This window comes from Burkholderia sp. BKH01 (genome assembly GCF_025685725.1).
Classification (GTDB): Bacteria; Pseudomonadota; Gammaproteobacteria; order Burkholderiales; family Burkholderiaceae; genus Burkholderia; species Burkholderia pyrrocinia_C.
Window position 1 is genome coordinate 43,705 of record NZ_JAOTQT010000027.1, and the last position, 23,322, is coordinate 67,026.

Annotated in this window: 21 protein-coding genes; 17 read left to right on the forward strand and 4 right to left on the reverse strand. The window is 65.2% G+C overall.

Going from position 1 to position 23,322, the window contains the following annotated elements; translation table 11 throughout:
- Positions 1-4: 4 nt before the first annotated feature.
- A complete protein-coding gene (gene ubiG / locus OEJ37_RS28805; RefSeq protein ID WP_174417755.1) occupies positions 5-703 on the reverse strand; it encodes a bifunctional 2-polyprenyl-6-hydroxyphenol methylase/3-demethylubiquinol 3-O-methyltransferase UbiG in 699 nt (232 codons plus the stop codon).
- A gap of 152 nt (positions 704-855) precedes the next feature.
- Positions 856-1,524 (reverse strand): outer membrane protein OmpA, encoded by a 669-nt coding sequence (gene ompA / locus OEJ37_RS28810; protein WP_006400736.1) that lies wholly within the window; start codon positions 1,522-1,524, stop codon positions 856-858.
- A 548-nt stretch (positions 1,525-2,072) separates the two neighbouring features.
- Here ompA and gyrA point away from each other — a divergent pair.
- From gyrA to cysM, 16 genes are all read left to right on the forward strand, one after another.
- The gene (gyrA, locus tag OEJ37_RS28815; RefSeq protein ID WP_072436062.1) at positions 2,073-4,676 is read left to right on the forward strand and encodes a DNA gyrase subunit A; all 2,604 of its coding nucleotides are present in this window, start codon (positions 2,073-2,075) and stop codon (positions 4,674-4,676) included.
- 83 nt (positions 4,677-4,759) lie between these two features.
- A complete protein-coding gene (locus OEJ37_RS28820; protein WP_034187466.1) occupies positions 4,760-5,359 on the forward strand; it encodes a DUF2059 domain-containing protein in 600 nt (199 codons plus the stop codon).
- 172 nt (positions 5,360-5,531) lie between these two features.
- A complete protein-coding gene (serC, locus tag OEJ37_RS28825) occupies positions 5,532-6,614 on the forward strand; it encodes a 3-phosphoserine/phosphohydroxythreonine transaminase (protein ID WP_174417754.1) in 1,083 nt (360 codons plus the stop codon).
- Positions 6,615-6,647: 33 nt separating this feature from the next.
- Positions 6,648-7,730, forward strand: coding sequence for a prephenate dehydratase (gene pheA / locus OEJ37_RS28830; protein ID WP_174417753.1), 1,083 nt, complete (start codon positions 6,648-6,650; stop codon positions 7,728-7,730).
- 156 nt (positions 7,731-7,886) lie between these two features.
- Positions 7,887-8,813: a prephenate dehydrogenase gene (locus OEJ37_RS28835; RefSeq protein WP_263347856.1), complete on the forward strand. Its 927-nt coding sequence runs from the start codon at positions 7,887-7,889 to the stop codon at positions 8,811-8,813.
- Positions 8,814-8,826: 13 nt separating this feature from the next.
- The gene (aroA, locus tag OEJ37_RS28840) at positions 8,827-10,131 is read left to right on the forward strand and encodes a 3-phosphoshikimate 1-carboxyvinyltransferase (protein ID WP_174417751.1); all 1,305 of its coding nucleotides are present in this window, start codon (positions 8,827-8,829) and stop codon (positions 10,129-10,131) included.
- A 13-nt stretch (positions 10,132-10,144) separates the two neighbouring features.
- On the forward strand, positions 10,145-10,831 hold the full coding sequence (gene cmk / locus OEJ37_RS28845) for a (d)CMP kinase (RefSeq protein ID WP_174417750.1): 687 nt from the start codon (positions 10,145-10,147) through the stop codon (positions 10,829-10,831).
- Positions 10,832-10,973: 142 nt separating this feature from the next.
- Entirely contained in the window at positions 10,974-12,686 is a 1,713-nt protein-coding gene (rpsA, locus tag OEJ37_RS28850) for a 30S ribosomal protein S1 (protein WP_034183438.1), read from the forward strand.
- Between the two features lie 22 nt (positions 12,687-12,708).
- Positions 12,709-13,032 (forward strand): integration host factor subunit beta, encoded by a 324-nt coding sequence (locus tag OEJ37_RS28855; RefSeq protein ID WP_072436057.1) that lies wholly within the window; start codon positions 12,709-12,711, stop codon positions 13,030-13,032.
- A gap of 208 nt (positions 13,033-13,240) precedes the next feature.
- Positions 13,241-13,534: a lipopolysaccharide assembly LapA domain-containing protein gene (locus OEJ37_RS28860; RefSeq protein ID WP_077218847.1), complete on the forward strand. Its 294-nt coding sequence runs from the start codon at positions 13,241-13,243 to the stop codon at positions 13,532-13,534.
- Positions 13,535-13,587: 53 nt separating this feature from the next.
- Entirely contained in the window at positions 13,588-14,760 is a 1,173-nt protein-coding gene (gene lapB, locus OEJ37_RS28865) for a lipopolysaccharide assembly protein LapB (protein ID WP_263347863.1), read from the forward strand.
- Positions 14,761-14,850: 90 nt separating this feature from the next.
- Positions 14,851-16,251, forward strand: a complete 1,401-nt coding sequence (locus OEJ37_RS28870) for a UDP-glucose dehydrogenase family protein (protein ID WP_174417748.1) — start codon at positions 14,851-14,853, stop codon at positions 16,249-16,251.
- 7 nt (positions 16,252-16,258) lie between these two features.
- On the forward strand, positions 16,259-17,209 hold the full coding sequence (gene rfaE1, locus OEJ37_RS28875; protein ID WP_174417747.1) for a D-glycero-beta-D-manno-heptose-7-phosphate kinase: 951 nt from the start codon (positions 16,259-16,261) through the stop codon (positions 17,207-17,209).
- Between the two features lie 63 nt (positions 17,210-17,272).
- On the forward strand, positions 17,273-18,265 hold the full coding sequence (gene rfaD, locus OEJ37_RS28880) for an ADP-glyceromanno-heptose 6-epimerase (RefSeq protein WP_152855417.1): 993 nt from the start codon (positions 17,273-17,275) through the stop codon (positions 18,263-18,265).
- Between the two features lie 73 nt (positions 18,266-18,338).
- On the forward strand, positions 18,339-18,701 hold the full coding sequence (locus tag OEJ37_RS28885; protein ID WP_174417746.1) for a ComEA family DNA-binding protein: 363 nt from the start codon (positions 18,339-18,341) through the stop codon (positions 18,699-18,701).
- 214 nt (positions 18,702-18,915) lie between these two features.
- A complete protein-coding gene (gene cysM, locus OEJ37_RS28890) occupies positions 18,916-19,818 on the forward strand; it encodes a cysteine synthase CysM (RefSeq protein WP_174417745.1) in 903 nt (300 codons plus the stop codon).
- Positions 19,819-19,884: 66 nt separating this feature from the next.
- On the opposite strand, the gene mltB is transcribed toward cysM, so the two are convergent.
- Entirely contained in the window at positions 19,885-21,102 is a 1,218-nt protein-coding gene (gene mltB / locus OEJ37_RS28895; RefSeq protein WP_263347866.1) for a lytic murein transglycosylase B, read from the reverse strand.
- Positions 21,103-21,271: 169 nt separating this feature from the next.
- On the opposite strand from mltB, the gene OEJ37_RS28900 reads away from it, so the two are divergent.
- Positions 21,272-22,195, forward strand: a complete 924-nt coding sequence (locus OEJ37_RS28900; protein ID WP_057928104.1) for a histone deacetylase family protein — start codon at positions 21,272-21,274, stop codon at positions 22,193-22,195.
- Between the two features lie 31 nt (positions 22,196-22,226).
- Here the strand turns inward: OEJ37_RS28900 and OEJ37_RS28905 are convergent, their stop codons facing one another.
- Positions 22,227-23,147 carry an alpha/beta hydrolase gene (locus OEJ37_RS28905; RefSeq protein WP_263347871.1) on the reverse strand — a complete coding sequence of 307 codons (921 nt, stop codon included), beginning with the start codon at positions 23,145-23,147 and terminating at the stop codon, positions 22,227-22,229.
- Positions 23,148-23,322 lie beyond the last annotated feature (175 nt).

The window sequence follows — 23,322 nt, forward strand, 5'->3', positions numbered from 1 at the left end:
AGGGTCATGCGCCGCGGCGGCACGCGACGAGGTAGTTGATGTCGGTGTCGTTCGACAGCGCGAAGCGCTTGCCGATCGGGTGATACGTGATGCCCTTGATCTCCGCGATGTGCAGATCCGTCGCACGCACGAAGCCGGCCAGTTCCGACGGGCGGATGAAGCGCGCGTAGTCGTGCGTGCCCTTCGGCAGCATTTGCGCGATGTACTCCGCGCCGATCACCGCGAACAGGTAGGACTTCAGGTTCCGGTTCAGCGTCGAGAAGAACACCCAGCCACCGGGCTTCACGAGCGTCGCGCACGCGGCGACGACATCGCCGGGCGACGGCACGTGCTCGAGCATCTCCATGCACGTGACGACATCGTAGGTGCCCGGCTCGCGCGCGGCGATCGCTTCGGCGGCGATCGCCTCGTAGTCGACCGCGATGCCGCTTTCGAGGCTGTGCAGGTCGGCGACGCCGAGCGCTTCGGTCGACAGGTCGATACCTTTCACCTGGGCGCCGAGTCCGGCCATCGATTCGGACAGGATGCCGCCGCCGCAGCCGATGTCGAGCACGCGCTTGCCGGCCAGGTGCGCATGCGCGTCGATCCAGCCGAGCCGGACCGGGTTCAGGTCGTGCAGCGGCTTGAATTCGGCATTCGGGTCCCACCACCGATGGGCGAGGTCGCTGAATTTCTGGAGTTCGTGCGGATCGGCGTTGGTCATGTCGGCAAACGGGCTACGGAAGGAGGGCGGTGCTGCAGTTCGTCAGCCCCGAGTATATAAGCGGGCGGACGACGAGGCCAGCGAGCGCCCGGACGGGCATCAATGAAAAAGCCCCGCCGGAGCGGGGCTTTGAAGCAGTCGAAAACCGCGGCTTACTGCGCCGGAACGGTCGTCTTCTGGACTTCTTGCGTACCAACCACTTCGACTTCCACGCGGCGGTCCGGTGCGAGGCAGGCGATCAGCTGCTTGCGGTTCTTCTGGTTGCAGCCAGTCGTAACCGGGTTGCGCTTGCCCTTGCCTTCCGTGTAGATCTTGTTGGCCGGCACACCCTTGCTGACCAGGTACGACTTCACAGCCTGCGCACGGCGCAGCGACAGACGATCGTTGTACTTGTCCGAACCGATGCGGTCCGTGTAGCCCGTTGCGACGACCACTTCCGTGTTCATGCCCTGGATCTTCGAAGCCAGTTCGTCCAGCTTCTGCTTGCCCAGCGGCTTGAGCGTTGCCTTGTCGAAGTCGAACAGGGCGTCAGCTTGATACGTGATCTTCTGGCTCGTGATGGCCGGAGCGACCGGAGCGACCGGCGGCTGCGGTGCCTGGGCGACCAGTGCGCCGTCGCACTTTGCGTTGGCGGTGGCCGGCGTCCAGAACGCGTCACGCCAGCAGAGCTCGTTCGTGCCGTTCATCCACACCCATTCGCCCGTGCCGTTCACCCAGTTGTCATTGACGGCTTGACGCGACGCCGGCACCGACTGTGCCGAAGCGGATGCAGCCATAACTGCGGTAGCTGCAATGAACGCGAGCTTTGAAAGTTTATTCATATTTCTCCTCTCGAAATTGAGATTACCGCAGGTTTACTGCGAGCCTGTTGACGGTGACAAGTCATACATTGCTCGAAGTATAACATTGGTGCGGCACAAAAAACGCGGCACCGCTCTGTGTAGACTTCGAGCAGCGTCTAACTTTCAGTGCGTTGGCATTTTGCCATATCGTTCCCTTCCTACGAAAAAAAATCCTCCCCACCCTAAGATCCCCTCAACTTTGTGGTGCATGCGCAACACCGGCCTGCCGCAACTTTTAGAGATTGTCAAGGGCGAGTCGGCGAAATTGCGCGGATGCGTGCGTCTGTTTACTCGCGCGCGTGAAACAAACCGGGCGGGATCGCCGGTAAACCGGGCGCGATCAACGGTGACGTCGAGTCGCGTGCGATTCCGGCCGGTTCGCCGCCGCCGCGATTTTCGCTATTTATATATAGAGGGGGAGGCGAATTTGCGGCTGATGGGCGCATGTTAGAATCTCGCGTTGCGTTGCGCATGCAGCGCCCACGCGAAAGGCGTTCGCCGTCTTCGCTCCGAAACGATACGGATACATGGATCAATTCGCCAAAGAGACCCTGCCCACCTCCCTAGAGGAGGAAATGCGCCGTTCGTATCTCGATTACGCGATGAGCGTGATCGTCGGACGTGCCCTCCCGGATGTCCGCGATGGCCTGAAGCCCGTGCACCGGCGCGTGTTGTTCGCGATGCACGAACTGAACAACGACTGGAACCGCGCGTACAAGAAGTCGGCGCGTATCGTCGGTGACGTGATCGGTAAGTACCACCCTCACGGCGACACCGCGGTCTACGACACGATCGTGCGGATGGCGCAGGACTTCTCGCTGCGCTACATGCTGATCGACGGGCAGGGCAACTTCGGCTCGATCGACGGCGACAATGCCGCGGCGATGCGTTACACCGAAATTCGCATGGCGAAGATCGGCCACGAGCTGCTCGCCGACATCGACAAGGAAACGGTCGATTTCGAGCCGAACTACGACGGCAACGAAATGCAGCCGTCGGTCCTGCCGTCGCGCATTCCGAACCTGCTGATCAACGGCTCGTCGGGCATCGCGGTCGGCATGGCGACCAACATCCCGCCGCACAACCTGAACGAAGTCGTCGACGCGTGCCAGCACCTGCTGAACAACCCGGCAGCGACGATCGACGAGCTGATCGAGATCATCCCGGCGCCGGACTTCCCGACGGCGGGCATCATCTACGGCGTCGCCGGCGTGCGCGACGGCTACCGCACCGGGCGCGGCCGCGTCGTGATGCGCGCGGCCACGCACTTCGAGGAGATCGACCGCGGCCAGCGGATGGCGATCATCGTCGACGAGCTGCCGTACCAGGTGAACAAGCGCTCGCTGCTCGAGCGGATCGCCGAGCTCGTCAACGAGAAGAAGCTCGAGGGCATCTCCGACATCCGCGACGAGTCCGACAAGAGCGGTATGCGTGTCGTGATCGAGCTCAAGCGCGGTGAAGTGCCGGAAGTGGTGCTGAACAACCTGTACAAGGCGACGCAGCTCCAGGACACGTTCGGCATGAACATGGTCGCGCTCGTCGACGGCCAGCCGAAGCTGCTGAACCTGAAGGAAATCCTGCAGTGCTTCCTGTCGCATCGGCGCGAAGTGCTGACGCGTCGCACGATCTACGAACTGCGCAAGGCCCGCGAACGCGGCCACGTGCTCGAAGGTCTCGCGGTCGCGCTCGCGAACATCGACGAGTTCATCGCGATCATCAAGGCCGCGCCGACGCCGCCGATCGCCAAGCAGGAGCTGATGGCGAAGCCGTGGGATTCGTCGCTCGTGCGCGAGATGCTGACGCGTGCCGAGAGTGAGAACGCGGCGGCCGGCGGCCGCTCCGCATATCGCCCGGAGGGCCTGAACCCGGCGTTCGGCATGCAGGGCGACGGGCTGTACCGTCTGTCCGACACGCAGGCCCAGGAAATCCTGCAGATGCGCCTGCAGCGCCTGACCGGCCTCGAGCAGGACAAGATCATCGGCGAATACCGCGAAGTGATGGCGCAGATCGCCGACCTGCTGGACATCCTCGCACGCCCCGAGCGGATCACGACGATGATCGGCGAGGAACTCACGTCGGTGAAGGCCGAATTCGGCGACGCGCGCCGCTCGAAGATCGAGCTGAACGCGACCGAGCTGAACACCGAGGATCTGATCACGCCGCAGGACATGGTCGTCACGATGTCGCACGCGGGCTACGTGAAGTCGCAGCCGCTGTCCGAGTACCGCGCGCAGAAGCGCGGCGGTCGCGGCAAGCAGGCGACGCAGATGAAGGAAGACGACTGGATCGAGACGCTGTTCATCGCGAACACGCACGACTACATCCTGTGCTTCTCGAACCGCGGCCGCGTGTACTGGGTCAAGGTCTATGAAGTGCCGCAGGGCTCGCGCAACTCGCGCGGCCGCCCGATCGTCAACATGTTCCCGCTGCAGGATGGCGAGAAGATCAACGTCGTGCTGCCGGTCAAGGAATTCTCGGCTGACAAGTTCATCTTCATGGCGACGTCGCTCGGCACCGTGAAGAAGACGCCGCTCGAAGCATTCAGCCGTCCGATGAAGAAGGGCATCATCGCGGTCGGCCTCGACGACGGCGACTTCCTGATCGGTGCGTCGATCACCGACGGCGCGCACGACGTGATGCTGTTCTCCGATGCCGGCAAGGCCGTGCGTTTCGACGAGAACGACGTGCGTCCGATGGGGCGCGAGGCGCGCGGCGTGCGCGGCATGCAGCTCGAGGACGGGCAGCAGGTCATCGCGATGCTGGTCGCGGGCAGCGAGGAGCAGACCGTGCTCACCGCGACCGAGAACGGCTACGGCAAGCGTACGCCGATCACCGAGTACACGCGTCACGGCCGCGGCACGAAGGGTATGATCGCGATCCAGACGTCCGAGCGCAACGGCAAGGTCGTGGCCGCGACGCTCGTCGACGCCGAGGATCAGATCATGCTGATCACGACGGCCGGCGTGTTGATTCGCACCCGTGTTTCCGAGATTCGCGAGATGGGACGTGCCACGCAAGGTGTTACACTCATCAGTCTCGATGAGGGTACCAAGCTCTCCGGCCTGCAGCAGATTGCGGAGGCCGAGGAGGGCGATGGCGAGGCCGACGAGGCGTCGGACGGCGAAGCCTGAAGAACGGATGAGACTCTGGCCGCCGCGGGCGTGAAGCGCCGCGGCCGGCGAGCAACCATTCATATTTCCAAAAGGGAGTGATGATGCAAAAGCAATTCAAGCAACTGGTCCTGCTGGCTGCACTGGTGCCGACGTTCGCGATGGCGCAAGCGCTGTCGAATTCCGCACCGGCGCCCGCCGCGGCAGCTGCGCCGATCGACGCCGACAAGAAGGCCGCGATCAAGGATCTGCTCGACGCGATCGACGCGCCGAAGCTCGTGTCGGCAATCGGCAACAGCGCCGAAATGCAGGCCAAGCAGCTCGTGCCGGCGATCCTGTCGGACGCGCTGTCGGAAAACAAGACGCTGAACGACAAGCAGAAGCAGGCTGCCGTTCCGACGCTGCAGAAGAACGCGGTGCCGAAGCTGGTCGACGGCGCGGGCAAGGTGTTCGGCACGCAGCAGTTCCAGAGCGACGCGATGTCGGCTCAGTACGACGCATACGCGAAGTACTACAGCACGTCGGAGATCAAGGATCTGACGACGTTCTACAAGAGCCCGACGGGCCGCAAGTTCATCCAGGTTCAGGATCAGGTCGGTCGCGACGTGGTCAACGGCCTGATGCAGAAGTACATGCCGCAAGCGATCCAGGCGACGCGCACGCAGGCTGACAAGGAAGTCGCAGCAGTCAAGCCGGGCAAGTAAGGCGTCCCGGCACGCCCCCGGCCGTTCGGCCGGGTTTGGCGGGAGCCTGACGACAGTGCGATAATGGCCGTTTGCGCGCGAGCGCAAGCGGCCATTCCTTTTCTGGCGCGGCTCATTTGCAACTGACATGCGGCGGCAAGCCGCCGGTCGCGTCCCTCCCGAGGTTTTCACGATGCGCGTCTTTAATTTCTCCGCCGGTCCTGCGGCGATGCCCGAGGAAGTGCTGCGGCAGGCCGCCGACGAAATGCTCGACTGGCACGGCAGCGGCATGAGCGTGATGGAGATGAGCCATCGCGGCAAGGAATTCATGTCGATTCACGAGGCCGCGCTGACCGACCTGCGCGACCTGCTCGGCGTGCCGGCAAGCCACCGGATCCTGTTCCTGCAGGGCGGCGGCATCGCGGAAAACGCGATCGTGCCGATGAACCTGCTCGGGTCGCGCACGACCGCCGACTTCGTCGTGACGGGCTCGTGGTCGCAGAAATCGTTCGGCGAGGCGAAGAAATTCTGCACGCCGCATCTCGCCGCAACCGGCAAGACGGAAGACGGCTTCACGCGTGCGCCGGCGCGCGCCGAATGGCAACTGTCGGACGATCCGGCCTACGTGCATCTGTGCACCAACGAGACGATCGACGGCGTCGAGACGTTCGAGATTCCCGATCTCGGCGACGTGCCGCTGGTCGCTGATGTCTCGTCGCACATCCTGTCGCGGCCGATGGACGTCGCGAAATACGGCGTGCTGTTCGGCGGCGCGCAGAAGAATATCGGGATGGCCGGCGTGACGGTCGTGATCGTGCGCGAGGATCTGCTCGATCGCGCGCTGTCGATCTGCCCGTCCGCGTTCGAATGGAAGACTGTCGCCGAGAACAACTCGCTGTACAACACGCCGCCCACCTATGCGATCTACATCGCGGGCCTCGTGTTCCAGTGGCTGAAGCGGCAGGGTGGCCTCAAAGCGATCGAGGCCCGCAATATCGAAAAATCGAAGCTGCTCTACGACACGATCGATGCGAGCAGCTTCTATCTGAACAAGGTCGAGCCGGCAGCGCGTTCGCGGATGAACGTGCCGTTTTTCCTGGCCGACGAAACGCGCAACGAAGACTTCCTTGCCGGCGCAAAGGCGCGCGGGCTGCTGCAGCTGAAGGGCCACAAGTCCGTCGGTGGCATGCGGGCGTCGATCTACAACGCGGTGCCGCTCGATGGCGTGAAGGCGCTCGTCGAGTACATGAAGGACTTCGAGCAGCGCGGCGCCTGACGGCGACGCTGCTCAAACAGCACGGCAAAACGCATGGACGACGAACTGAATTCCCGCCTGAAACCGCTGCGCGATCGCATCGACGCGATCGACGCGCAGCTGATTGCGCTCCTGAACCAGCGCGCCGCGGTGGCGCTGGAGGTGGGCGAGGTCAAGAAGCATTTCAACGCGCCGGTGTTCCGGCCGGAGCGCGAGCTGCAGGTGATCGCACGGCTGCAGGACATGAGCGCGGGGCCGCTCGCGAGCGAGCACATCAGCGCAATCTGGCGCGAGATCATGGCAGCGAGCCGCGCGCTCGAGCAGACGATCCACGTCGCGTTCCTCGGGCCGGTCGGCACGTATACCGAACAGGCGATGTTCGAGTATTTCGGCCAGTCGATCGAGGGGCTGCCGTGCCCGTCGATCGACGAGGTGTTCCGTTCGGTCGAGGCCGGTGCGTCCGCGTTCGGCGTCGCGCCGGTCGAGAATTCGACCGAAGGGGCCGTGTCGCGCACGCTCGACCTGCTGCTGCAGACGCAACTGCTGATCAGCGGCGAGCTCGCGCTGCCCATCCACCACAACCTGCTCACGCAAGGCGGCACGCTCGATGGCGTGAAGCGCGTCTGCGCGCATGCGCAGGCGCTCGCGCAATGCCAGCAGTGGCTCGCCGCGAATGCGCCGCAGCTCGAGCGGCAGGCCGTGGCGAGCAACGCGGAGGCCGCGCGCCTCGCGGCGGCCGATCCGACCGTCGCGGCGATCGCGGGTGACCGCGCGGCCGCGCATTACGGCTTGCAGATCGCGTTCTCGCAGATCCAGGACGATCCGCACAACCGCACGCGCTTCGTGATCGTCGGCAAGCAGCCGGCCGGGCAAAGCGGTCATGACCAGACATCGCTGATCGTGTCGGTGAAGAACGAGCCGGGCGCCGTGTTCAAGCTGCTCGAACCGCTCGCGCGGCACGGCGTGTCGATGACGCGCTTCGAGTCGCGTCCGGCACGCGTCGGCACGTGGGAGTACTACTTCTACATCGACATCGAAGGGCACCGCGACGATGCGTCGGTCGCGGCCGCGCTCGCGGAGCTCGGCCAGAAGGCTGCGTTCCTGAAGATACTCGGTTCGTATCCGCGCGCACGCTGATGCGCGGCGGCCAGGCGGCAGGGCAGGCCGATCGGCGCTGCCGAAGGCGGGTTCGGGTGGCATCCGGTGCTGGTTGCGCCGGGTGCGGGCCCGTTGCCCGGAATCTGGAATTCCGTGTGCGGGGCGTTGTTCCGCACGCGTAACTTGGCTCTTGTCGTGTCAGGCTTTGCATTCAACAAACTGGTCATTTTCGGTGTCGGCCTGATCGGCGGATCGCTGGCCCGCGCGCTGCGCGAGCGCGCGCCGGGCGGCGCGGGCGAGATCGTCGGCGTGGGCCGTTCGCGCGCATCGGTCGAGCGTGCGCTGTCGCTCGGCGTGATCGATCGCGCGGCGGCGCTCGACGACGACGCGCAGTTGCGCGACGCGCTTGCGGGCGCCGATCTCGTGCTGCTGGCCGCACCCGTCGCGCAGACGGGCCCGTTGCTCGCGCGCATCGCGCCGTGGCTCGCCGATGCGACGATCGTCACCGATGCGGGCAGCACCAAATCCGATGTCGTCGCGGCCGCGCGGGAAGCGCTCGGCGCGCGGATCGCGCAGTTCGTGCCGGGGCATCCGATTGCCGGCCGCGAGTCGAGCGGCGTCGAGGCTGCGTTGCCGGACCTGTACGTCGGCCGCAACGTCGTGCTGTGCCCGCTGCCGGAGAACGCGCCCGAATCGGTCGCGCGGATCGACGCGATGTGGCGCGCGACCGGCGCCGACGTGCGCACGATGAGCACCGCGCAGCACGATCGCGTGTTTGCGTCGATCAGCCATCTGCCGCACGTGCTGTCGTTTGCGCTCGTCGAGCAGATCCTCGGCGAGGCGGACGCGGAGCTCAAATTCTCGTACGCGGCGGGCGGCTTCCGCGATTTCACGCGCATCGCGGCGTCGAGCCCGGAGATGTGGCGCGACGTGTGCATCGCGAACCGCGCGGCGCTGCTCGACGAACTCGACGGCTACACGCGCGTGCTCGCGCGGCTGCGCGAGGCGATCGACGCCGGCGACGGCGCGGCGCTCGAAGCCGTGTTTACGCGCTCGCGCGCCGCACGCAAGGCATGGCAGGAGCGCGGCGGCGCGCCCGCTGCCGAACCGGTCAAGAAATAACAGGACGATTCCCATGGACTATCTCGATCTCGGCCCGTACTCCAGCGCATCGGGCACCGTGCGCTTGCCCGGCTCGAAGAGCATCTCGAACCGCGTGCTGCTGCTCGCGGCGCTTGCCGAAGGTGAAACGACGATCACCAATCTGCTCGACTCCGACGACACGCGCGTGATGCTCGATGCACTCGGCAAGCTCGGCGTGAAGCTCGCGCGCGACGGCGACACCTGCGTCGTCACGGGCACGCGCGGCGCGTTCACCGCGAAGACGGCCGACCTGTTCCTCGGCAACGCGGGCACGGCCGTGCGGCCGCTGACCGCGGCGCTCGCGGTGAACGGCGGCGACTATCGCGTGCACGGCGTGCCGCGCATGCACGAGCGGCCGATCGGCGATCTCGTCGACGGCCTGCGGCAGATCGGCGCGCGGATCGACTACGAGCTGAACGAAGGCTACCCGCCGCTGCGGATCAGGCCCGCGACGATCTCGGTCGATGCGCCGATCCGTGTGCGCGGCGACGTGTCGAGCCAGTTCCTCACGGCGCTGCTGATGACGCTGCCGCTCGTGAAGGCGAAGGACGGCAAGATCGTCGTCGAGGTCGACGGCGAACTGATCTCGAAGCCGTACATCGACATCACGATCCGGCTGATGGAGCGTTTCGGCGTGGTCGTCGAGCGCGACGGCTGGCAGCGCTTCGTCGTGCCGGCCGGCGTCCGCTACCGCTCGCCGGGGCGGATCATGGTCGAGGGCGATGCGTCGTCCGCATCGTACTTCCTCGCGGCCGGCGCACTTGGCGGCGGCCCGCTGCGCGTCGAGGGCGTAGGGCGGGCGAGCATCCAGGGCGACGTCGGTTTCGCGAACGCGCTGATGCAGATGGGCGCGAACGTGACGATGGGGGACGACTGGATCGACGTGCGCGGCATCGGCCACGACCACGGCAAGCTCGAGCCGATCGACATGGATTTCAACCTGATCCCCGATGCGGCGATGACCATCGCGGTTGCGGCGCTGTTCGCGAGCGGCACGAGCACGCTGCGCAACATCGCGAGCTGGCGCGTGAAGGAGACCGACCGCATCGCGGCGATGGCGACCGAACTGCGCAAGGTCGGCGCAACCGTCGAGGAAGGTCCCGACTATCTCGTCGTCACGCCGCCTGAAAAGCTCACGCCGAACGCGGCGATCGACACGTACGACGATCACCGGATGGCGATGTGCTTCTCGCTCGTCAGCCTGGGCGGCGTGCCCGTGCGGATCAACGATCCGAAGTGCGTCGGCAAGACGTTCCCCGACTATTTCGACCGCTTCGCCGCGCTCGCCAAAGCCTGACCCGACTGTTCCGATGAAATCGACCCGACCCTTTCACCCGACTCCCGTCATCACGATCGACGGCCCGACCGCCTCCGGCAAGGGCACCGTCGCGGCGCTCGTCGCCGCGCACCTTGGCTTCCACCTGCTCGACAGCGGCGCGCTGTACCGTCTCGCGGCGCTTGCAAGCGTGCGCTACGGCATCGCGGCGGAGGACATCGACGCACTGGTGAAACTGATCGACGATCTCCACATCACGTTCCGCGAAGGCTGCGCGCAGCTCGACGGCGTCGACGTGTCGAACGACATCCGCGCCGAAGCGGTCGGCAACCGCGCGTCGGCCATTGCCGTGCACGGGCCCGTGCGCACCGCGCTGGTCGCGCGCCAGCGCGCGTTCCGCAAGACGCCGGGCCTCGTTGCCGACGGCCGCGACATGGGGACGGTGATCTTCCCGGACGCCGTGCTGAAGGTGTTCCTGACCGCCAGCGCCGAGGCGCGCGCGGCCAGGCGGTATAAGCAATTGATGCAAAAAGGTTTTTCTGCTAATATAGATGACTTGCTCCGGGATCTTCGTGAACGTGACGCGCGCGACAGCAATCGTGCGGCCGCACCGCTGAAGCCCGCGGCAGATGCCGAGCTGCTCGATACGTCGGCACTTTCGGTCGATGAAGCAGTCGACCGGGTGCTGCAGTGGTACCGGGCGCTCGGCCAGCCCGCCTGAGAAGGCGGGCAGCGGTAGGTGTTCCGCGTCGCAAGCGCGGAGCGTGTTTCGAACCCTTAACCCCGTGTGGAATTCGATCTGGCCCTTTCAGCCTGCCATTCCGGCCGGCGTGGCACAGCGATCCATGCACAATCAGATTTTTATGTCCGACCTGCAAACCTCCACCCCGAATACCGAATCCTTTGCGGCTCTGTTCGAAGAGTCGCTGACCCGCCAAGACATGCGCGCCGGCGAAGTGATTTCCGCCGAAGTCGTGCGCGTCGACCACAACTTCGTGGTCGTCAATGCAGGCCTGAAGTCCGAGGCTTACATTCCGATCGAGGAATTCCTGAACGATCAGGGCGAGGTTGAGGTGCAGTCGGGCGATTTCGTGTCGGTCGCGATCGACGCACTCGAAAACGGCTACGGCGACACGATCCTGTCGCGCGACAAGGCGAAGCGCCTTGCATCGTGGCTGTCGCTGGAAAAGGCCCTCGACAACAACGAACTCGTCACCGGCACGATCACCGGCAAGGTGAAGGGCGGCATGACCGTGATGGTCAACGGCATCCGCGCGTTCCTGCCGGGTTCGCTGGTCGACACGCGTCCGGTCAAGGACACGACCCCGTACGAAGGCAAGACGCTCGAGTTCCGCGTGATCAAGCTCGATCGCAAGCGTAACAACGTCGTGCTGTCGCGTCGTGCAGTGATCGAAGCGACGCAAGGCGAAGAGCGCGCGAAGCTGCTCGAGACGCTGAAGGAAGGCGCGATCGTCAACGGCGTGGTCAAGAACATCACCGACTACGGCGCGTTCGTCGACCTCGGCGGCATCGACGGCCTGCTGCACATCACCGACATCGCATGGCGTCGTGTGCGTCACCCGAGCGAAGTCCTGTCGGTTGGCCAGGAAGTCACCGCGAAGATCCTCAAGTTCGACCAAGAGAAGAACCGCGTCTCGCTGGGCATCAAGCAACTGGGCGACGATCCGTGGGAAGGCATCTCGCGCCGTTACCCGTCGGGCACGCGCCTGTTCGGCAAGGTCACGAACATCACCGACTACGGCGCATTCGTCGAAGTGGAATCGGGCATCGAAGGCCTCGTCCACGTGTCGGAAATGGACTGGACCAACAAGAACGTTGCTCCGTCGAAGGTTGTCCAGCTCGGCGACGAAGTCGAAGTCATGGTCCTCGAGATCGACGAAGACCGTCGTCGTATCAGCCTCGGCATGAAGCAGTGCAAGCCGAATCCGTGGGATGACTTCAGCCGCAACTTCAAGAAGGGCGACAAGATCACGGGCGCAATCAAGTCGATCACCGACTTCGGCGTGTTCATCGGTCTGCCGGGCGGCATCGACGGCCTGGTCCACCTGTCGGACCTGTCGTGGAGCGAAGCTGGCGAAGAAGCCGTTCGCAAGTACAAGAAGGGCGACGAAGTCGAAGCAATCGTGCTCGGTATCGACGTCGAGAAGGAGCGTATTTCGCTCGGCATCAAGCAGCTCGAAGGCGACCCGTTCAGCAACTACGTTGCAATGAACGACAAGGGCTCGATCGTCGACGGCGTCGTGAAGACTGTCGATGCGAAGGGTGCGGTCATCACGCTGACGGGCGACATCGAAGGCTACCTGCGCGCGTCGGAAATCTCGCAGGATCGCGTCGAAGATGCACGCAACGTGCTGAAGGAAGGCGACAAGGTCAACGCGATGGTGATCAACATCGATCGCAAGTCGCGCGGTATCAACCTGTCGATCAAGGCGAAGGATTCGGCCGAACAACAGGAAGCGATTCGCGGCCTGCAATCGGACTCCAGCGCTGCTGCGACCGGTACGACCAACCTCGGCGCGCTGCTGAAGGCGAAGCTCGACGGCCAGAACCAGTAAGCCTCACGAGGTCTGCTGAAGTATGACCAAATCCGAGTTGGTCGCGCAGCTGGCATCGCGATTTCCGCAACTTGTCCTCAAGGATGCGGATTTCGCGGTGAAAACGATGCTCGATGCGATGTCTGAAGCCCTGGCGAAAGGGCATCGCATCGAAATTCGGGGTTTCGGCAGCTTCGGCCTCAACCGTCGCCCGGCGCGTGTCGGACGCAACCCGAAGTCGGGGGAGAAAGTGCAGGTGCCCGAGAAGTTCGTGCCGCACTTCAAGCCTGGCAAGGAATTGCGTGAACGCGTCGACGGCCGCGCCGGTGAGCCGCTGAAGGCTGATGATCCGGACGACGAGCGTTGAGCGTCGTTCGGTTTGCCCGGAACCTGTCCGGCGAAGGCTGAAGAAAAAAGCGCCCCTAGCGGGCGCTTTTTTCGTTTCCGGCAGCCGCGGCGCAATGGGGCGAGCAGGATGTGCGCAGCCGCTGAAACGCATCCTTTACAATACGGGTCGATTCGGTGGGCGAAGGGGAGTCGCGCGCCGCGGCAAACCTCAACAAAGAGAGGGCTTCATGAAGTTTATCGTCTGGCTGATCCGGGTACTGGTGTTCGTACTGCTGCTGGTGCTCGCGCTGGCCAATACGCAAACCGCGACGCTGAATTTTGTTGCCGGCTATGCATGGCAAGCGCCGCTGATCCTGATCGGCCTCGCGTTCTTCGCCGTGGGGCTGGTGGCCGGCCTGCTGTCCGCGCTGCCTTCGATCTTCCGTCTGCGTCTCGAGAACGGGCGCCTGAAGCGCGATCTGCGCGCGGCGCGTGAAACGCCTGCCGTCATCGACCAGCCGCCGATGCCGCCCGTCATTTAACACGGACGCCGCGCGATAATCGCGCGGTTTTCGTCTCTGCTTCGATATTTCGCATGGATCTGGATTTCTGGTGGTTGCTCGCGATTCCGGTTGCGTTCGCGCTCGGTTGGGCGGCGTCACGCTATGACCTGAAGAATCTCCTGTCGGAGAGTGCCAACCTGCCGCGATCGTATTTTCGCGGCCTGAATTTTCTGTTGAACGAACAACCCGACAAGGCGATCGACGCGTTCATCGAGGTCGCCAAGCTCGACCCCGAGACGGTCGAGCTGCACTTCGCGCTCGGCAACCTGTTCCGCCGTCGCGGCGAAACCGACCGCGCGATCCGCGTGCACCAGAACCTGCTGAGTCGCACGGATCTGCCGGTCAACGAGCGCGACCACGCGCTGTACGAGCTCGGCCAGGATTTCCTGAAAGCAGGCCTGCTCGACCGCGCCGAGGAGGCGTTCCACAAGCTCGCCGACGGCGATTACGCGCTCGGCGCACAGCGGGCGCTGCTGACGATCTATGAGATCGAGAAGGACTGGAACAAGTCGATCGATACTGCGAAGCGCATCGAGTCGATGAGCGACAAACCGCTCGGCACCGAAATCGCGCAGTTTCACTGCGAACTCGCGCAGGACGCGCTGCAGCGCAAGAACGCGGCTGCGGCCGCGGAACAACTGCGGCTCGCGTTGACCGTGAACCCGCAGAACGTTCGCGCGACGATCCTGTCCGGCGATGCCGCCGAGGCGGAGGGCAATCACGCGGCCGCGATCGAGCACTGGAAGCGCGTCGAAGCGCAGAACCCGGCGTATCTGCCGGTCGTCGCCGACAAGCTGATGAAGGCCTATGTCGCGCTCGGCAAGAACGTCGACGGCGCGGAACTGCTGATGGGGTATGTCGACCGCTATCCGTCGAACGACCTGCTCGACATTGCCTATCAGCACATCGCGGGGTTGCGCGGCCAGGATGCGGCGCACACGCTCGCGCGCGCGCAGATGGAGAAGTCGCCGAACCTGTCGGGGATGCTGCACCTGCTCGATGCGCAGATCGCGGCGGCCGACGAACCGCGTCGTAAGGAACTTGAAATGATGCGTGCGCTGATCAAGCAGCGCACGAAAAATCTGCCACGGTATACGTGCCAGAATTGCGGTTTCCGGGCGCGGCTCTTCTACTGGCAGTGCCCCGGATGCAGCGGCTGGGAAACCTATGCGCCGCGCCGCGTCGAACCTGCGATGTCGAGCTGATCCCGGCACGCGGAGCCAACGCGCAGCGGTTGTCGCCGGGTTCGTCCCGGCGGCCAAGTTAGTCAATTACCGGGAAGTACCGGAACATCTATGAAAATCACCATCATCGGCACCGGCTATGTCGGCCTCGTCACGGGCGCATGCCTCGCGGAGATCGGTCACGACGTGTTCTGTCTCGACGTCGATTCGCGCAAGATCGACATCCTGAATAACGGCGGGATGCCGATTCACGAACCGGGGCTGCTGGACATCATCGCGCGCAACCGCACGGCGGGGCGCCTGCGCTTCTCGACCGACATCGAGGCGAGCGTCGCGCACGGCGAGATCCAGTTCATTGCGGTCGGTACGCCGCCCGACGAGGACGGCTCGGCCGACCTGCAATACGTGCTCGAGGCGGCGCGCAACATCGGCCGCTACATGACGGGCTTCAAGGTGATCGTCGACAAGTCGACGGTGCCGGTCGGCACCGCGCAGCGCGTGCGCGGCGTGGTCGACGAGGCGCTTGCCGCGCGCGGGCTCGCGGGCAGCGTCGCGCATCGCTTCTCGGTCGTGTCGAACCCGGAATTCCTGAAGGAAGGCGCCGCGGTCGAGGACTTCATGCGCCCTGACCGGATCATCATCGGTGTCGACGGCGACGAGACGGGCACGATCGCGCGCGAGAAGATGAAGAAGCTTTACGCGCCGTTCAACCGCAACCACGAGCGGACGATCTACATGGACGTGCGTTCGGCCGAATTCGCGAAATATGCGGCGAATGCGATGCTCGCGACGCGTATCTCGTTCATGAACGAGATGTCGAATCTCGCCGACAAGGTCGGTGCCGACATCGAGGCCGTGCGCCGCGGGATCGGCTCCGATCCGCGCATCGGCTACCACTTCCTGTACGCGGGCGTCGGCTACGGCGGCTCGTGCTTCCCGAAGGACGTCCAGGCGCTGATTCGCACCGCGGGCGAGAACGGCCAGCCGCTACGCATCCTGGAAGCAGTCGAGGCAGCCAACCATGCGCAGAAGGACGTGCTGATCGGCAAGATCGAGCAGCGCTTCGGCGCCGACCTGACCGGCCGCGAGTTCGCGGTCTGGGGGCTTGCGTTCAAGCCGAACACCGACGACATGCGCGAGGCGCCGAGCCGCCGCCTGATCGCCGCGCTGCTCGAGCGCGGCGCGATCGTGCGCGCGTACGATCCGGTCGCGGTCGACGAGGCGCGGCGCGTGTTCGCGCTGGATTTCGGCGACGATGCGAACGCGCTCGCGCGGCTGCAGCTCGTCGATACGCAGGACGTTGCCGTGACGGGTGCGGACGCGCTCGTGATCGTGACCGAATGGAAGGAATTCCGGAGCCCCGATTTCACGCGCCTGAAGGCTGAACTGAAGGCGCCGGTGATCTTCGACGGGCGTAACCTGTACGAGCCGGACGCGATGGCCGAACTGGGCATCGACTACTACGCGATCGGCCGGCCGTATGTCGATCCCCAGTCGTTCTCCCGTGGCTGATCACACGATGAATACTCTTCGCGAAATCGTTCCGGTGCCGCGCGAGCAGCTCGCGCGCTCGCGTGTGCTTGTCGTCGGCGATGTGATGCTCGACCGTTACTGGTTCGGCAACGTCGATCGAATTTCGCCGGAAGCGCCCGTGCCGGTCGTGCACGTGCAGCGTCAGGAAGAGCGGCTCGGCGGTGCGGCCAACGTCGCGCGCAATGCCGTGACGCTCGGCGGCCAGGCCGGGTTGCTGTGCGTCGTCGGTTGCGACGAACCCGGCGAGCGGATCGTCGAGTTGCTCGGCAGCAGCGGCGTGACGCCGCATCTCGAGCGCGACCCGGCGTTGCCGACCACGATCAAGCTGCGCGTGCTCGCACGCCAGCAGCAACTGCTGCGCGTCGATTTCGAGGCGATGCCGACGCACGAGGTGCTGCTCGCAGGGCTCGCACGCTTCGACGCGCTGCTGCCGCAGCACGACGTCGTGCTGATGTCCGATTACGCGAAGGGCGGCCTGACGCACGTCACGACGATGATCGAGAAAGCGCGTGCGGCCGGCAAGGCCGTCCTCGTCGACCCGAAGGGCGACGACTGGGAGCGCTATCGCGGCGCTTCGCTGATCACGCCGAATCGCGCGGAACTGCGCGAAGTGATCGGGCAATGGAAATCGGAAGACGACCTGCGCGCGCGTGTCACGAATCTGCGTGCGGAACTCGGCATCGACGCACTGCTGCTCACGCGTTCGGAAGAGGGCATGACGCTCTTTTCCGCCACCGGCGAACTGCACGCACCGGCGCTCGCGCGCGAGGTGTTCGACGTGTCGGGCGCGGGCGATACCGTGATCGCGACGGTCGCGACGATGCTCGGCGCAGGCGTGCCGCTCGTCGACGCGGTCGTGCTCGCGAATCGCGCGGCAGGCATCGTGGTCGGCAAGCTCGGCACGGCCACGGTGGACTACGACGAACTGTTTCACTGAGCGCATTCGGCGGCGCGACGAGCGCGTCGCACGAATGGCTCGCACTTTTCAGGCAGGACGATCATGACCCTCATCGTCACCGGCGCAGCCGGTTTTATCGGCGCGAATATCGTCAAGGCGCTCAACGAGCGCGGCGAGACGCGCATCATCGCGGTCGACAACCTGACGCGCGCGGACAAGTTCCGGAATCTCGTCGATTGCGAGATCGACGACTATCTGGACAAGACGGAATTCGTCGAACGCTTCGCGCGCGGCGATTTCGGCAAGGTGCGCGCGGTGTTCCACGAAGGCGCCTGTTCGGACACGATGGAAACCGACGGCCGCTACATGATGGACAACAACTTCCGCTACAGCCGCGCGGTGCTCGACGCGTGCCTCGCACAGGGCGCGCAGTTCCTGTACGCATCGTCGGCCGCGATCTACGGCGGCTCGACGCGTTTCGTCGAGGAGCGCGAGGTCGAGGCGCCGCTGAACGTGTACGGCTATTCGAAGTTCCTGTTCGACCAGGTGATCCGTCGCGTGCTGCCGACCGCGAAGAGCCAGATCGCCGGCTTCCGCTATTTCAACGTGTACGGCGCGCGCGAGACGCACAAGGGGCGCATGGCCTCGGTTGCGTTCCACAACTTCAACCAGTTCCGCGCGGAAGGCAAGGTGAAGCTGTTCGGCGAGTACAACGGCTATGCACCGGGCGAGCAGACGCGTGACTTCGTGTCGGTCGAGGACGTCGCGAAGGTGAACCTGTTTTTCTTCGATCATCCGGAGAAGTCGGGCATCTTCAATCTCGGCACGGGCCGTGCGCAGCCGTTCAACGACATCGCGTCGACGGTCGTGAATACGCTGCGCGCGCTCGACAACCTGCCGCCGCTGACGCTCGCGCAGCAGGTCGAGCAGGGGCTGATCGAATACGTGCCGTTCCCCGATGCGTTGCGCGGCAAGTACCAGTGCTTCACGCAGGCCGATCAGACGAAACTGCGCGCGGCCGGCTACGATGCACCGTTCCTGACCGTGCAGGAAGGCGTCGACCGCTACGTTCGTTGGCTGTCCGGCCAGGTTTAAGCGGAAGCGTTGTATCGATAGACTGGGTCTCACGGTCGGCAGTCGCCGGCCGTTTTCAACGGAGATCCAGCACATGATCAGAAAATGGTTTGCCGCAGCGGTCATGCTCGGCGCAGTCGCGTCGGCCTGGGCGGCCGTCGACGTCAACACCGCGAACGAGGATGCGCTCGTCGGCATCAAGGGCATCGGTCCGGCCCGGGCGAAGGCGATTCTGGACGAACGCGGCGCGCGTGGTCCGTTCAGGAGTGCGGAAGATCTCGCGTCACGCGTGAAAGGCATGGGCGGCCATACCGTCGAGCGACTCCAGCAGGAAGGGCTGACGGTAGGTGCGGCCGGCGCAGGTGCGGCCGGCTCGGGCACTGCAGCCGCGCCGGTCGTGGGCAAGGCGGCAGCGGCAAAGCCCGCCGCTGCGCCTGCCCGCACCGCGCAGAAGTAACGCGTCGCGCGCGACCGACGAAGAGCTCCTTCAGTCGCCGTCATTGCGACGGCTTCCCGCGGCATGCCGCGGGTTTTTTGCGTGCGCACTACGTGCGCGGCGATCGCGAATCGCGGGGCATGCGTATTCCATCGTCGCAAAGGGGTTGCCGGCGCGAGCGGCGGTGCTGGTTTACAATCGATCGATTGATCGGCCTCGTACTCACGGTATACCCATGGCTTACAAAACTATCGAAGACACGATCGGCAATACGCCGCTCGTGCAACTGGTCCGCTTGCCGGACGACGAGATTCGCGCGCGCAACAACGTGGTGCTCGCGAAGCTCGAAGGCAACAATCCGGCCGGTTCCGTGAAGGATCGCCCGGCGCTGTCGATGATCGGCAAGGCCGAGGCGCGCGGGCGCATCAAGCCGGGCGATACGCTGATCGAGGCGACGAGCGGCAATACGGGCATCGCGCTCGCGATGGCTGCGGCGATCCGCGGCTACAAGATGGTGCTGATCATGCCGGAGGATCTGTCGGTCGAGCGCCGTCAGAGCATGGCCGCCTATGGCGCCGAGATCGTCCTCACGCCGGTGAAGGGCGGAATGGAACTGGCGCGCGACCTCGCTGACCAGATGCAGCGCGAAGGCAAGGGCGTGATCCTCGACCAGTTTGCAAATCCCGACAATCCCGTTGCGCACTACGAAGCGACGGGCCCGGAGATCTGGCGCGATACCGACGGGCGCGTGACGCACTTCGTGTCGGCGATGGGCACGACCGGCACGATCATGGGCGTGTCGCGGTATCTGAAGGAACAGAATCCCGCGATCGAGATCGTCGGTGCGCAGCCGGAAGAAGGTTCGCGCATTCCGGGCATCCGCAAGTGGCCGGAAGCCTATCTGCCGACGATCTTCGATCGCAGCCGCGTCGATCGCGTCGAGAGCGTGAGCCAGGCCGCCTCCGAAACGATGGCGCGCCGGCTGGCGGCTGTCGAAGGCATCTTCGCGGGCATTTCGTCGGGCGGCGCGTGCGAAGTCGCGATGCGCATCGCGCGTCAGGTCGAGAACGCGACGATCGTGTTCATCGTTTGCGATCGCGGCGACCGTTATCTGTCCACGGGCGTGTTCCCGGCCTGAGCCCGGCCAGCACGCGATAAAAAAACGCCGCAGTTGCGGCGTTTTTTGTTTGGGCGGGTGCGTTGCTTACTGCGCTTGCTCGTCTGCATTGGCCGGCTTCGGCGCGCCGCTCGCTTCCATCTGCGCCTTCACGGCCTCGCCGAGCTGATACACGGTAAGTGCGTAGAAGAAGCTGCGGTTGTAGCGCGTCAGCACGTAGAAATTCTTGAGCCCGAGCATGTATTCGGTCGCGCGCCCCGGCGACGGCAGGTCGACCACGGTCACCGGCGTGCCGGCTTCGGTGGTGATGTTGACCGCCGGCTCGTTCAGCGTCATGCCCGCGCGCATCAGTTGCGACAGCGCCCAGTGCGGTTCGGGCTGGCCGTCGGCGGCAGCCTGTGCGATGCCCAGGCTGCCCGTATCGGGCGTGATCTGCCAGACCACCGGTCGGTCGGTTTCCCAGCCGTGCTGTTTCAGGTAGTTCGCGACGCTGCCGATCGCGTCGACAGGACTGCTGCGCAGATCGACGTGGCCCGTGCCGTCGAAGTCGACTGCATATTCGCGGATGCTGCTCGGCAGGAATTGCGGAATCCCGATCGCGCCCGTGTACGAGCCGAGCACGGTGCTCGGGTCGAGCTGGTTGTCGCGGGTCCAGACCAGGAAATCCTCGAGATTCTTGCGGAACGTTGCCTGGCGGCTGTCGCGATTCGGCGTGTCCGGATAGTCGAACGTGAGCGTCGTCAGTGCGTCGAGCACGCGGAAATTGCCCATGTAGCGGCCATAGATCGTCTCGACGCCGATGATGCCGACGATCACCTCGGGCGGCACGCCGAATTCCTCGGATGCGCGCTGCAGCGTCGCCTGGTTGGCCTTCCAGAACTTCACGCCCGCGTTGATGCGGATCGGCTCGATGAAGCGCGAGCGATAGACGCGCCAGTTCTTGACCGTCGGCGACGCGGCGGGTTTCACGAGCTTGACCGCCGTCGCCGAATAGCTGATGCGCGAAAACAGCGCATGCAGGCTCGCGGAGTCGAAACCGTTGCGGCTCACCATCTCGTCGATGAATGCGTCGACCTTCGCGTTGTTCGCGTAACGCTGCGGAACGATTTCCTCTTCGAAGGTCTGGCCTTGCGGCGCCGGCTGCTGGGGCTGGGCCTGTGCGACGCGCGTACCGGCAGGCTTCGCAGGCTGCGTCTGCGCGCCGGCAGGCGCGGCGCCGAGGGCTACGGCGACGGCGGCGACGACGAGCGGAGCGCGAACACGGAGCAGCGCGGAGAGAAGGGCGGCAGGCTTGCTGGAATTCATGTCGAAGCGGGCGGACGGGGCGATTGGGTTCGGCGCAGTATACCCGACGCATCAGGCGTGCCGGGGCGAAGCGGGGCTCCGTTGTGGTAAGTTAGCGGCGAATTCGCGGCAGACGATGGACATCATTGATGGAGACCTGCGGCGCACCGCGCGCTGCGGATGACAGCTTATGGCAACCGCTTTCTATACGCACCCCGACTGCATGCTGCACGAGATGGGGGAATGGCATCCGGAATGCCCTGCCCGATTGTCGGCGATCCAGGATCAACTGATTGCGAGCCGCATCGACGACCTGATCGTGCACGAAACCGCGCCGTTCGCGAGCGAGGTGGCGCTGGGTCGTGTGCATACGCAGGCGCACATCGACTACATCCGGAGCATGACGCCGGTCGACGGCTACGTCGAGATCGATCCCGATACGCTGATGAACCGCGACACGTGGCGCGCGGCGCTGCGCGCGGCCGGTGCCGCGATCGCGGCGACCGACGCGGTGATCGAAGGCCGCTACGCGAATGCGTTCTGCAGTGTCCGCCCGCCCGGTCACCATGCGGAGCCCGCGCGCGCGATGGGTTTCTGCTTCTTCAACAACGTCGCGATCGCCGCGCGGCATGCGCTCGACGTACACGGCATCGAGCGTGTCGCGATCATCGATTTCGACGTGCACCACGGCAACGGCACCGAGGCTGCGTTTGCAAACGACGAGCGCGTGCTGATGTGCAGTTTCTTCCAGCATCCGCTGTACCCGTTCTCGGGCGTCGATCACCAGGCGCCGAACATGGTCAACCTGCCGATGCCCGCGCGCAGCAACGGGATGGCGATCCGCGAAGCCGTCGACATGTTCTGGCTGCCGCGTCTCGACGCGTTCAAGCCGCAGATGCTGTTCGTGTCGGCGGGTTTCGACGCGCATCGCGAGGACGACATCGGCAACCTCGGCCTCGTCGAGGCCGATTTCGAATGGCTGACCGCACAGATCGTCGACGTGGCGCGTCGTCATGCGCAGGGCCGCATCGTGAGCTGTCTCGAGGGCGGCTACAACCTGTCCGCGCTCGGGCGCAGCGTCGTCGCGCACCTGCGCGTGCTGGCCGGCATCTGACCGGTCGGCCGCTGCCGTCGGGGGTGCGCGCTCAGCGCGCCGGCACGCGCGCGTGAATCCACGCGATCAGCGCGTCGATCACGCGGTCGCGTTCGAGATCGTTCATCGTTTCGTGGAAGCCGCCTTCGTATAGCGTCAGCGTGCGATCGGGCGAGCCGACGTGCGCGCCGAACGCGCGGCTGCCGTCGGGTTCGGTCAGCTTGTCCTCGGTGCCGTGATAGACGAGCACCGGGACGCGCAACGCGTCGCGGCCGCGTTCGATGCGCGTCATCGCGTCGAGAATCTCCGCGCCGGTGCGCGCGGGCACCGCGCCGTGATGCACGAGCGGATCGGCGCGGTTGGCCGCGACGATGGCCGGGTCGCGCGACAGCAGCGCCGCATCGATCCTGATCGCGGGAAAGGTCGGCCACGCGCGGCTGATGACGCGGCTCACCGCGAGCATCCAGCGCGGCACGTCGCGCCCCGGTGCGAGCGCCGGGCTCGACAGCACGAGGCCCGTCAGCGCATGGTCGCGGGCCGGCGCGCGTTCGATCGCGTACAGCGCGGCGACCGCGCCGCCCATGCTGTGTCCCATCAGGAACAGCGGCGTATCTCCGCGCCCGGCTTCGGCGACCAGCGCATCCGCATCGTCCAGGTAACCGTCGAAACGCTCGACCCAGGCTCGCTTGCCGGGCGACTGGCCGTGCCCGCGCAGATCGATCGCGAGCACGTCGATGCCGGCCGCGTTCAGCCTGCCTGCGAGCGCGGCATAGCGGCCCGCGTGCTCGGCGAGGCCGTGCACGAGCGCGATCGTCGCGCGCGGCGGCGCGGTGCCGTCGCCGGCCGGCCAGCGGTACGACGCCAGTTCGAGCCCGTCCGCGGTGCGCAGCCGGCCCATTTTCGGCGCGGGCGGCGACGAAGGCGCCGATCCGGCGGTGGCGGGCGCGGTGGCCGGCGTGGTGGTGGCGGTCATCTGGCGTGTCCCCTGTTCGTTTGTCGGTGTTCCGGATCATAGTCGCGGCATTGTCGCGACGGGCCAGCGGCGCTCCTCTAATTTCGTGAGGTTATGAAAAGATCGAAATCGATTATTAAGGGGAATGAGGGGTTTGCGGTAAAATCGCCGGCTATTCCAGATGCATCGGTGGCCG